Annotated in this window: 12 protein-coding genes; 5 read left to right on the top strand and 7 right to left on the bottom strand. The window is 36.8% G+C overall.

What is annotated here, in order from left to right; translation table 11 throughout:
• Positions 1–27: 27 nt before the first annotated feature.
• Positions 28–1,770 carry a B12-binding domain-containing radical SAM protein gene (locus TR08_RS02495; RefSeq protein WP_045515497.1) on the top strand — a complete coding sequence of 581 codons (1,743 nt, stop codon included), beginning with the start codon at positions 28–30 and terminating at the stop codon, positions 1,768–1,770.
• Between the two features lie 24 nt (positions 1,771–1,794).
• On the opposite strand, the gene TR08_RS33515 is transcribed toward TR08_RS02495, so the two are convergent.
• Together TR08_RS33515 and TR08_RS32320 are read right to left on the bottom strand one after the other, a co-directional pair.
• Positions 1,795–1,929, bottom strand: a complete 135-nt coding sequence (locus tag TR08_RS33515) for a hypothetical protein (RefSeq protein ID WP_274520986.1) — start codon at positions 1,927–1,929, stop codon at positions 1,795–1,797.
• Positions 1,929–2,090 carry a hypothetical protein gene (locus tag TR08_RS32320; protein ID WP_193747660.1) on the bottom strand — a complete coding sequence of 54 codons (162 nt, stop codon included), beginning with the start codon at positions 2,088–2,090 and terminating at the stop codon, positions 1,929–1,931. The genes TR08_RS33515 and TR08_RS32320 overlap by 1 nt, the downstream gene beginning before the upstream one ends.
• A gap of 130 nt (positions 2,091–2,220) precedes the next feature.
• Between TR08_RS32320 and TR08_RS02500 the strand changes: the two genes are divergently transcribed.
• Complete coding sequence (locus tag TR08_RS02500; protein ID WP_045515498.1) at positions 2,221–2,571, top strand: DUF3905 domain-containing protein; 351 nt, start codon at positions 2,221–2,223, stop codon at positions 2,569–2,571.
• 341 nt (positions 2,572–2,912) lie between these two features.
• Positions 2,913–3,110 (top strand): alpha/beta-type small acid-soluble spore protein, encoded by a 198-nt coding sequence (locus TR08_RS02505; RefSeq protein WP_045515500.1) that lies wholly within the window; start codon positions 2,913–2,915, stop codon positions 3,108–3,110.
• Positions 3,111–3,154: 44 nt separating this feature from the next.
• Here TR08_RS02505 and TR08_RS02510 read toward each other — a convergent pair whose 3' ends face one another.
• The 5 genes from TR08_RS02510 to TR08_RS02530 form a co-directional block, all read right to left on the bottom strand.
• On the bottom strand, positions 3,155–4,246 hold the full coding sequence (locus TR08_RS02510) for an anti-sigma factor domain-containing protein (protein WP_045515501.1): 1,092 nt from the start codon (positions 4,244–4,246) through the stop codon (positions 3,155–3,157).
• Positions 4,243–4,989: an RNA polymerase sigma factor SigI gene (sigI, locus tag TR08_RS02515; protein WP_045515503.1), complete on the bottom strand. Its 747-nt coding sequence runs from the start codon at positions 4,987–4,989 to the stop codon at positions 4,243–4,245. The genes TR08_RS02510 and sigI overlap by 4 nt, the downstream gene beginning before the upstream one ends.
• A gap of 168 nt (positions 4,990–5,157) precedes the next feature.
• Entirely contained in the window at positions 5,158–5,616 is a 459-nt protein-coding gene (locus tag TR08_RS02520) for a hypothetical protein (protein ID WP_045515504.1), read from the bottom strand.
• Between the two features lie 110 nt (positions 5,617–5,726).
• Entirely contained in the window at positions 5,727–6,824 is a 1,098-nt protein-coding gene (locus TR08_RS02525; protein ID WP_045515505.1) for an SDR family oxidoreductase, read from the bottom strand.
• Between the two features lie 134 nt (positions 6,825–6,958).
• On the bottom strand, positions 6,959–8,539 hold the full coding sequence (locus tag TR08_RS02530; RefSeq protein WP_045515506.1) for a peptide chain release factor 3: 1,581 nt from the start codon (positions 8,537–8,539) through the stop codon (positions 6,959–6,961).
• A 238-nt stretch (positions 8,540–8,777) separates the two neighbouring features.
• On the opposite strand from TR08_RS02530, the gene TR08_RS02535 reads away from it, so the two are divergent.
• Together TR08_RS02535 and TR08_RS02540 are read left to right on the top strand one after the other, a co-directional pair.
• Positions 8,778–10,517 carry an AAA family ATPase gene (locus tag TR08_RS02535; RefSeq protein WP_045515507.1) on the top strand — a complete coding sequence of 580 codons (1,740 nt, stop codon included), beginning with the start codon at positions 8,778–8,780 and terminating at the stop codon, positions 10,515–10,517.
• A gap of 112 nt (positions 10,518–10,629) precedes the next feature.
• Positions 10,630–11,025, top strand: coding sequence for a YkvA family protein (locus TR08_RS02540; RefSeq protein ID WP_238579058.1), 396 nt, complete (start codon positions 10,630–10,632; stop codon positions 11,023–11,025).
• Positions 11,026–11,102 lie beyond the last annotated feature (77 nt).

The following is an 11,102-nucleotide window of genomic DNA, read 5'->3' on the forward strand; positions in this document are numbered from 1 at the left end:
TTTTTAATTTGTCGAAGGAGTTTTATTATGAACGTTATTTGCAGTACCTTAAATGCTAAATATATACATACGAATCTGGCGATTCGTTATTTAAAAGCTTTTGCAGCTCCAGAGTTTAACATCCAGCTTAAGGAATATACGATAAAGGATCCAGTCATGAACATTGTGTCTGACCTCTATCAGCAAAAACCAAAAGTAATTGGCTTTAGCTGTTATATCTGGAACATTGAAGAAACGATTAAGGTTGTCAATATGATCAAAAAAATTGATCCTTCCATCCAGATCGTATTTGGTGGTCCTGAAGTAACGTATGATGTTGTTGAATGGATGGAAAAAGTTTCAAGTATCGACTTTATTGTTATCGGGGAGGGAGAATATACATTTAAACAGTTACTTTCTGAACTGAATGGAGAAAGAAACTATAAAAATGTCCATGGAATTGCATACCGTGAAAATGATCAAGTAAAAGTCACTCCTCAAATGAATAAACTTGACCTTAAGGAACTTCCATCTCCCTATCGATTTCCTGAAGATATAGACCATTTAGGCAAGCGTGTCACTTATATTGAAACAAGCAGAGGCTGTCCGTTTAGTTGTCAATTTTGTCTATCCTCCATTGAAGTAGGCGTACGTTATTTTGACAGAGAGAAAATTAAGGATGATATCCGTTATTTAATGGCGAACGGTGCGAAGACCATAAAGTTTGTTGACCGCACCTTTAACATAAGCAGAAGCTATGCGATGGAAATGTTCCGATTTTTGATTGATGAACATCTTCCTGGAACTGTTTTTCAGTTTGAAATTACTGCTGACATCATGAGACCTGAAGTAATAGAATTTTTGAATAATGAAGCACCGCAAGGACTATTCCGGTTTGAAATTGGCGTTCAATCAACAAATGATTATACGAATGAGCTTGTCATGCGAAAACAAAATTTTGCAAAACTGACAAGAACGGTCACGATGGTGAAGGATGGCGGGAAAATTGACCAGCACCTTGATTTAATCGCTGGTCTGCCAGAGGAAGACTACTCCTCATTTCGAAAAACGTTTAATGATGTATTTGAACTTCGTCCAGAAGAACTGCAGTTAGGATTTTTAAAAATGTTAAGAGGAACGGGACTAAGACTTCGTGCGGCAGAACATGAGTATGTTTATATGGATCATTCGCCATATGAAATTTTGGGGAATAATGTTCTTCCCTTTGATGATATTCTCAGAATTAAACAGGTCGAGGATGTGTTAGAAAAATATTGGAATGATCACCGGATGAACCATACAATTGAGTATTTAGTAACCAAGGTGTTTCCTTCACCATTTGACTTTTTCCAAGAGTTTGGTGCCTATTGGGATGAACAAGGCTGGTCGAGAATTGGTCATCAATTAGAAGATTTATTCCGGAGATTGTTCTCTTTCCTAGAGTATCGGTCTGTGAGAGACCTTGATATAATTGCTGGTCTGATGAAATACGATTATTTATTGAATCATAAGTACAAGCCTCGTAAGCCATGGTGGGAACAAACCTACAATAAAAAGACTAGAGCTGAAATATATAAACAAATAGTAGAAAACCCATCACTTTTAGGACAAAACTTTTTGGATTTGGACCTTGATGAGAAAGAATTGTATAAGCATACAATGATTGAAAACTTGTCCTTTGACCTTTCAGTTTACCTATCATCTGGTGAAATTGTAAACCGACCTTCAAATTTATTAGCTTATTTTGATCCTTCAATTAAAGGAACACTAATCTTTTCAATAATAGATTAAAAATAGCCGGCTGATTGAGCCGGCTTATTTCTCTTTTTTTGCTGAGTTTTTATTTTCATTTTTCGACTGGAGTATTTCATACAGCTTTATTCCATTTACGTCACCAAATTCAATGCTAAATTCCTCACGTGTGTTTTGCACACTTTTCTTCTCTTTCATTAACTTCTTCCTTTTTTCCCAAGCTTTGAATTACGGTTTGCAAACTTAATTGCATTTTCATTGTCAGTAAATTCTGCTGAAAATTCACTTTCCTGTACATTCTTATGAGGCGTTTTAGTATACTTTTCAACTGCATTAAATTCTGCTTTTCGTTTAGCCATTTTTTCGTCCTCCCATCTTTTGTGTTACATCATTAGTTTTTATCAAAAGCAGAGATTCAATCACTTCCTTATTTTTCATAAATAAATTTGTTCATCATGCGAAAAATAAAGAAAAATAGGAGTGAGGAAAATGACCAAAGAAAATAAAGAAATAGATGAAAACTTAACTATCAATGAAACAATGCCACACCAAATAAATGCACCGAGTTTCGAGGGCACGGGAATCAAAATGCAGCCCCCATTCGTCAACGAACATGGCGTTGTAATCGGAGATAGCATATATGCTTCACCAAACTCTCCATTAGAGAATTGGACTGAAAATACTAATCCTGAAATTATGGCTGGTGACGAATGGGTTCACCCCACAAATGATATTGGTTGGAATACAGCTGAAAATCGCGAATTGCTGGAAAGTAAAAAGAAACCTCAAGCATATCCCTTCATGCACCCAGACAAAGACGTCAGCAAGGGCAGTGATTAAATTATTGGAAAATTGTTGTATTTTGCACTCTGTTGATTGGAGCGGAAGGCACGAAGATCCTCGAAAATGCTATCGCATTTTCTTCGTGCGGTGCTTATCCTCTGAAGCTTATTCAATGTCCTGCGGGAGGACGGGGCTGGGGAGACCCCACAGGCGCTTTAGCGCCGAGGAGGCGGTTAGTACCCGCGGAAAGCGAAGTGCCTGGAGAGGAAATCAACAGAACCTATTAATAAGTATCCAAATCCGCAAAACATTACCACTTATTAAAAAAGAAAATTGAATCATAATACAAATACAGAGAGGAAATTCATCTCTGTATAGATATTAAGGAGTTGAAAATAATGGCAAACAGCAGCAATAAATTATTAGTTCCAGGAATAGAGCAATACCTTGATCAGGTTAAATATGAAATTGCCCAAGAGTTTGGTGTTAATTTAGGATCTGATACAGTTTCCCGTGCCAATGGTTCTGTTGGCGGCGAAATTACTAAAAGGCTAGTAAAACAAGCTCAAGCACAAATTTCAGGTCAACAACAATAATTCAACTAAATAAACATGGAAAAAGTCCGGCATATTTGCCGGACTTATTTTTTCTCATTTTTCTCTTGTTTGTTTGTATTTTGATTATTCGTATTGTGTTTTTCTTGTATATTTGGTTTATTTTGATTATTTGTATTCTGTTTTTCTTGTTGATTATGTTTGTTATTTTCTCTTGGATTCACTTGATTTTGTTTATCATTGCCTTTATCATTACCATCTTTGTTTATTCCAGGAGAAGCCTGCTTCTCATTCGATTGCTCTTTTACAATTGGATCATTATTTTGGATATATTCACTTTGGTTTTCGTAGTCATTATTTGGATTATTGTTATTTTGTTCTTGTTTCTTTTGTTGACCCGGAGGCAACGTTGAAGTTGCAGAAGACTCTGATGGAGTATAATCTGTTTGTTTTATTTTCTCCACTTTTGGTGACTTAATTTTTTCTTTGGATTGCTTATTTTGTGCCGAGTTATTTTTATTTCTATGATAGACCCCGACTGGAACACCTGAATCCTGGGCTTTTTCTACTTCTGCTTCAGTGGCTGTATACATATTTACTTCTACAAGATTTTTATCAACCTTTTGTTTGATTTTATCGATATTTTCCTGTAGTTTTGTGGTCGCTTTCTCTTTAAGCTCGTTTGTTTTAACTGTTGAAATAACAACAGGCTCTTCATGTGTAATATGTCCATCATCTTTTAACTCGGCTAATATAATGGAAGTTAATTCAGATGCGTCCATTTTCTTCCAATCATCCAATTGAGAAATAATTTTTTCTGCTTCTTTATTAAATCCCTTTAATTCAACTACTTGCATGTTTTTATTTAGTCCCATTTCAATACTAGTGCTAGCATCTATGGACATGTAAGCATAAGCCTTATTACTTTGGTACACTGGAATAATAGATCCAAAACTTATTACCAGCACAGCCACGGACATCCAAACCGTCTTTAAAGTAAAAAAGTTTTTAAACGAATTTGTCTTTTTGCTATTTAGATAATCAGTGATAGGCAAAAAATCTATTTCTTCACCTATAGAATAAAGTCTATCCATTTTGCGGGCACGCAAGAATTCTCCGTCTGAAGTTAATAATGTCAAATAAGGATCCTCAACTTCCATTACAATTCCCTTTCTCATGTCTCTAGCATCCCCTTTAAATAATCGTTTAGATAAACATAATCATTTGATAATATAAGTGCAATCGCAATAATATATTTCCGGTTCCGCTCAATCGTCTTTCTGCTGACATTCACCATTTTTTCTAGTTGTTTTATTGGAAGACGCTTCTTTTCAAATAATGAGTTCCTTAATTCTTCATTTTCAACTAATAGCTTTGCGACTAAGATGGCATTGGTCCTCGCATCGGCATGCTTTGGTGAATTTTCAACTAAATCGCTAAAGCTTAAATCAAATGATGTTAATAATGTTTGAAATTGAATAATTTCTTCTTTCCTAATTTCTTCGTCGGACTTTTTCTTATACTCCTCGAGTGATAACTCGTCTACGATTACCATACCTGCAGACTCTTCCTCGAGTGATGAATATGTTAAGTCGATACTAACATGCTGGTTTTTCGTTTGCTTCCGAATATAATCAATTACCCTTCTTTTGATGATAACTTCGGAAAAACTAAGCAGGGAACTTCCCCTCTCAGGTGAATATTTTTCAATTGCCTCATTAAATGCAATAAGACCAATACTAAATTCATCGTCGGATTCGTAAATATATCGTTTGCATACGGAAGACACGTTTTTTGCAATAAATGGTTTATAAGCCTCTATAATTTCATTTAGTAATGTCCGATCCCCTTGTTGAATTAATAGAACCGACTCTTCTAAAGTACGTTTTTTATTTTTGGTTAAAAACAATAAACCTAGCATTGTCTCACCTCTCTATGAAACCCATTATACCATAGGGATGGTAGATTGGATTTTGTAGGTTCTGACAAGATTTCTTCCACTAAAGATTTACGTATATTCAACAGCCTTTTATGGGGGCACAAAAAAATTTCTCAACAAAAAAGCTACAAATCAGTGTCTGATTTGTAGCTAATTACGAGATTTTAACAACCATTTTATTAAAAAACCAACGAGTAATCCCGGAATGACAAATGACATGGGTAGAAAAACAGGACCTGGGTGGACCTTAAAAATAGTGACCTTTGGTGAAATCATTAATCCAACTGTGACAAAATATGCAGAAAAAACAAATGGCAAATAAGAATACTTTTCCTCAGCCGGCATTGCATAACGATATCCATCCCACATAGAAAACATATAAACACATGGATAAAACAATAGCCATTGATAATTAATTACTTTTTCAGCTTTTTCAATATCGCCTAAGAAACTGAACATGATTGCACTGTTAAAATGACTGTTCACATTCATAATAAATTCTAGGGTTACAAACAAAAGGCCTTTTATGTACTGACCACTTAAAAGCTGACTGAATCCTGGAAACGCTATACTCCATAATACCGCTTCTAATTTACTTAACTTTTTCATATCTCTATCCCGCTTCTACTGTAAGTTACTTCCAAATTAGTTTTACCAGTAACCCACCGAATAAACGAGGTATAGAATAATTATTTTTGAATAGAATCACTGTGTTAAATTCATAAAATGGGTATTTGATAGTTTGGATTATCCTTTTGTTTTAAGTAAAATGATGTCATTGGCTTTAGACCATCCTTAAAATCTGGACACTCAATTCCCGAACCTTCTAAATCATTAACAGATTGAGTACAATCAAAATGCCCCATCCATGTGAAATAATCAAGTGCCTCTTTTTCAACTCCCAGAAACTTCCTCATCGGCTTTATGGAAAGAAACAATTTGCCAACTGATAAGGGGAGGGTCCCCTTAGGCTTCTTGTTTATCAATTCCTCCATCAAAAAGGTGTAAATTTCAGAAGCGCGGTAAGGACGTGGATCTGTTAAATGATATGTCTTACCTTCACCTTTCTCTAAAAAGCTGAGATAAGTAGTTGCCTGAATGATATAGTCAATTGGTACCAAATTAACATAAGCCTCTCCTTTTCCCAATCTCGGGAGCAGTGGGAGGAATTTTAATCTCTCCAAAAAATTCATCATAAAATATGGACCATCAAATTTTATCGTTTCACCTGTTTGTGAATGACCTTTGACGATCCCAGGGCGAATAATCGTAATCGGGACATCTTCTTTTAGCTTTGCAACCAATGCTTCAGCTTCATATTTTGTTTCCTCATAATGATTTTTAAAGCTGGCTGGACGAATAAGCTCTGTCTCGTATAGGGTTCCTTCACGTGTTCCCACAATATATGCTGTACTAAAATATACATAACGCTTTAATTGAGTCAGCCCTTTAACCCACCTATTCACATTATCTGTGCCTTTAACATTAATTCTAAAAGCAATATCCCTTGGTACTGCCAAATCATAAATCGCTGCAAGATGAAAAACATGGGTTACTTTTCCATTTAGAAATTCAAGGTTATCGTCTGAGATCATGAGTGATGGTTGGGTGATATCACCTTCTATAAGGATAAATACCTCATCCTTCAGACCCAGTTCTGTCATAATAGTTTGACGTTCCTTCCTAGCTTTATCCATCATACCTTGAAGAACCAGTACGTAAATAATTCCTTGTAATTCATTCTTTTTCAAAACTTCCCGAATTAATTGGTTGCATATAAAACCCGGAAATCCCGTGAAAAAATAACCATATCCCATCATACCCCTCCCAAATAATGCTAAGTACACATTTGTACTAATTGTATGTCGTTCCAAAAATAATAGTCAAGTAATAAATCTGAATTTTCTGTATTTTAATCTTAAAAAAATGACGGGAATTATCCCGTCATACCTTACTCGTCCTGATCCATAGGGTTATAAAGCTTCACACTTGGATTTTTTTCTTGGAACCAACGAAGTGCAAATTCATTTTCAAATAAAAAGACATAATGATTAAAACGATCTTTTACAAGCAGACTTCTAGAACTCGAAAGATTTTCATCCACAACATCTCCTTCAATCCATCTTCCTATTTTAGATCCCATACGTTCCATTATTACTTCAGCATTATATTCATTTCTCATCCGATGTTCAAAAACCTCGAATTGTAACTGTCCCACAGCACCTAACAAATAATCATCTGTTTTCACTGTTTTGTAGAGCTGGATTGCTCCTTCTTGGACAAGCTGTTGGATCCCCTTATAAAATGATTTTTGTTTCATTACATTCTTAGCAGATACCCTGACAAAAAGCTCAGGTGTAAATTGCGGAAGTCTTTCAAATTGAAAATTATCTTTTCCTGACGTAATTGTATCACCAATTTGGTAAGTGCCCGTATCGTAAAGACCAATTATGTCCCCGCTTACAGCCTCATCAACCGTATTTCTTTCCTCAGCCATAAAAGAAGTGGATTGAGAAAGCTTAATTTGCTTGCCTAAACGAGGGATATTAACAGTCATTCCCCGTTCAAATTTTCCTGAACAGATCCGAACAAAAGCAATTCGGTCACGATGAGCTGGATTCATGTTTGCTTGAATTTTAAAGACAAATCCTGAAAATTGCTCTGTAAGTGGATTAATTTCTCCATTGGAAGAATTACGAGCCTTAGGCGGTGGAGCAAATTGCAGATAGGTCTCTAGAAATGTTTGAACCCCAAACGTTGTTAAAGCACTGCCGAAGAAAACCGGAGTAATTTTTCCATCAGCTACTTTTTCAGCAGAGAAATCATTACCAGCTTCGTTTAACAGCATAATCTCTTCAAGTGTCTGATCATACAGTCCAGAAACCTTTAGAGGATGTTCACCTTCTATTTCTCCATCGTCATTTAATGGAATGAAACGATCTTCTTCATTTACTCTGAATTGTTCAATTCGATTGTAATATCGGTCATATATTCCTAGAAACTCTTTTCCCATCCCAATTGGCCAGTTCATTGGATATGACTCAATTCCCAGTACCTCCTCAAGTTCAGCAAGGAGCTCTAATGGCGCTTTCCCTTGACGGTCTAGCTTATTAATAAAAGTAAAGATGGGAATTCCTCGCATACGGCACACTTTGAAAAGCTTTAATGTTTGTTCCTCAATCCCTTTAGCCGAGTCGATGATCATTACGGCACTATCTACGGCCATTAAGGTACGATAGGTATCTTCACTAAAGTCCTGGTGTCCAGGAGTATCCAAAATGTTGACACGAAAATCATTATAGTCAAATTGCATAACGCTGGATGTAACAGAGATTCCCCGTTGTTTTTCAATTTCCATCCAGTCGCTCGTCGCAAACTTACCTGTTTTTTTTGCTTTTACTGTTCCCGCGTCGCGAATTGCTCCACCAAATAATAATAATTTCTCTGTAAGCGTTGTTTTCCCGGCATCCGGGTGAGAGATAATCGCAAAGGTCCTGCGCGATAATACTTCTTCTTTAAAATTGTTACCCATTTCTAATTCCTCTCTTTTTACACACATAAATTTTTACCGATAACTTCTATCTTATAGGTCAGAAGTAAACTTTGCAATCCTTCAATTTTTCTTTTAGACACTAATTAATGATATTATAATTTAAGTAACCGGTGACAAACAAATCCCATTTGGAAATTGATTTCCACCCATTCCCACCTCCCCTAATGATTATTTCATTTTATAATAGAATGAGACTCTTTAAGGGAGATGGTAAAAAGTGAATCAAAGCAAAAAGCTAGTATCAAAGATTTTTCCGCTGATAACAGCGTTACTATTAATAATTGCAGGAATCTTTTGGGTTATGAAAACAACAAATGAAAAAATTGAAATTCCCTTTTCGTCTGTTGAAGAAACCATTCAAAACCAAAATGGGAAAACAGTAGTACTGACAGAGCACTCTGACGGCAGCATTCTTCTAGAAATAGGCAGCCTCAAATACGAATCACATGTTCCACCGAATAGTCAAATGATCGACAGACTTGTTGAGAAGTATAATATTCATTATTCCTTTTCTAATAGCAGCCGCTTTGGAAAGTGGATTATGGCCGTTGTATTACTAGCCCTTGTTGGAACAGCATTAGTACTTCAAAAAACAAAAGGTGGTTTTGGGCTTTCAAACTCGATGAAGAATAGTGTTTCTCAGGCACGCGCTCTTCCTACCATTAGTTTAGAAGATGTTGGCGGGATTGGTGTTGAAATGAAGGAAGAAATCCTCCAGACACTTTCAACACTTAAAGAACCAGAAAGAGCCATTAAAATGGGGATTAAGCCCCCAAAAGGGATCCTACTATATGGACCGCCAGGCACAGGAAAAACGTTATTAGCTCAAGCGATCGCCCGTGAATTAAATGCAGCTTTCTATTCTGCCAGCGGATCTGCTTTTAATGAGTTATTCGTAGGTGTTGGCGCAAGCAGGGTCCGCTCTTTATTTCAGACTGCAAGAAAACAAGGTCCTGCTGTAATTTTCATTGATGAAGTAGACGCCTTAGCCGGCAGAAGAAAAGCCCATGGTGGCGAAGAAGCAGAAAAAACATTAACTGAACTCCTCGTCCAGCTTGATGGGGGGCATTCAAATGATGGAATATTGTTTATTGCCGCAACGAACAGAAAAGATATGCTAGATGAAGCCTTCCTAAGACCAGGAAGGATCGACTTCACTTTCCAAGTCCCGCTTCCTGATACAAAAGGAAGACGAGAAATCATTGATATTCATATAAAAGGTAAAGCTCTTAGTGATGATGTACTTGCCTCTTTAGATGGATTAGCTGAAAGTACGTCAGGCTTTTCTGGAGCCGAGCTGCAGTCGCTATTTGAAACCGCAAGCAGACGTGCAGTCCGAAACGGGCAGGATGTATTAACAAAAGATGATCTTGATTATGCACTTGATCGAACGATATTAGGAAGTACTTCTCGTTCTTTACAGGATCTCGACACGAAGCGCCGTGTGGCTATTCATGAAGCAGGGCATGCAATTGTTGCCTCATTAACGAAGCCAGGTTCTGTAAGAAAGGCAACCATTATCCCACGCGGTGAAGCACTCGGATATGTGGCACCTATTCCTAAAGAGCTGCATTTATCAACAACAAGCGATTTGCTTGATCGTGTCGCAATGGTATTAGCTGGCGGTGTTGCAGAAAGAATGCTGCTTGGTGAACATAGCATAGGCGTCAGTGGAGACGTTCAGCAAGCTAAGCAAATTATTGAACAAATGGTAGATACCGGTATGCTTCAAGGCGGTTTTACCCTAACTTTTAACAAACAGGACAAAGAAGCAAAGATGCAAGAATTGTTTGAAAAAGGATTAGAAAAAGCAGAGAATCTAATTAAAAGTCATCACCACCAGTATCAGCAATTAGTCGATAGCTTATTAAAGAAAGAAACACTTGAAGGCCTTGAGGTCGAAGAAATCGTCTGGGGGAAAACTCAGGAGATGACAGATGAATTTGTGTTTGCATAAACTAATACCAGGTGTAAGATAGCACCTGGTATTTTTTTGGACTAATTTAAATGAAATGAATCTTTTGAGGTAAACTAACTTTATGTATTCCACCCAAAGGAAGTGTATGGAAATGATTGATACTAAAATAGATTTTGAAGCAAAAAAACATAATGAAAGTGCTCTAGGGTACCTCGATAATCCCAAAAAGACCGAAGGCTTATTGAAGAAGGCAATCGTCAAGGCGAGAAACAACAAAGGAACTTTAGGAGATGCCTGGGAAAAGCTGCAATTATTTTTTGATTTAGTCCAAGCCTATTCAAAAGGCGAATATCGAAATGTTGCACCGACTACAATCTTAACCATCATAGGGGCAATCCTATATTTCGTTTCTCCATTAGACGTAGTCCCCGATTTTCTTGTAGGGTTAGGAATACTTGATGACGCCGCCGTTATTAGCTTTGCTCTAAAAAAATTATCAGCCGAAATTGACGAATTTAAGACTTGGAAAAAAACAGCAAAAGAGTAGGCGCATGAAAAATTCATGCGCCTCTCACAGTTCCGTACGTGCGGGTCATCGCATACGGCTCCTCCACGTTTATCCCC

The sequence above is a fragment of the Neobacillus niacini genome (assembly GCF_000759675.1).
GTDB classification, from domain to species: Bacteria; Bacillota; Bacilli; order Bacillales; family Cytobacillaceae; genus Neobacillus; species Neobacillus niacini_A.

Coding starts and splice junctions, on each gene's coding strand:
- TR08_RS02495 (WP_045515497.1), top strand. CDS start 28: ATGAACGTTATTTGCAGTACCTTAAATGCTAAATATATACATACGAAT.
- TR08_RS33515 (WP_274520986.1), bottom strand. CDS start 1,929: ATGAAAGAGAAGAAAAGTGTGCAAAACACACGTGAGGAATTTAGCATT.
- TR08_RS32320 (WP_193747660.1), bottom strand. CDS start 2,090: ATGGCTAAACGAAAAGCAGAATTTAATGCAGTTGAAAAGTATACTAAA.
- TR08_RS02500 (WP_045515498.1), top strand. CDS start 2,221: ATGACCAAAGAAAATAAAGAAATAGATGAAAACTTAACTATCAATGAA.
- TR08_RS02505 (WP_045515500.1), top strand. CDS start 2,913: ATGGCAAACAGCAGCAATAAATTATTAGTTCCAGGAATAGAGCAATAC.
- TR08_RS02510 (WP_045515501.1), bottom strand. CDS start 4,246: ATGAGAAAGGGAATTGTAATGGAAGTTGAGGATCCTTATTTGACATTA.
- sigI (WP_045515503.1), bottom strand. CDS start 4,989: ATGCTAGGTTTATTGTTTTTAACCAAAAATAAAAAACGTACTTTAGAA.
- TR08_RS02520 (WP_045515504.1), bottom strand. CDS start 5,616: ATGAAAAAGTTAAGTAAATTAGAAGCGGTATTATGGAGTATAGCGTTT.
- TR08_RS02525 (WP_045515505.1), bottom strand. CDS start 6,824: ATGGGATATGGTTATTTTTTCACGGGATTTCCGGGTTTTATATGCAAC.
- TR08_RS02530 (WP_045515506.1), bottom strand. CDS start 8,539: ATGGGTAACAATTTTAAAGAAGAAGTATTATCGCGCAGGACCTTTGCG.
- TR08_RS02540 (WP_238579058.1), top strand. CDS start 10,630: ATGATTGATACTAAAATAGATTTTGAAGCAAAAAAACATAATGAAAGT.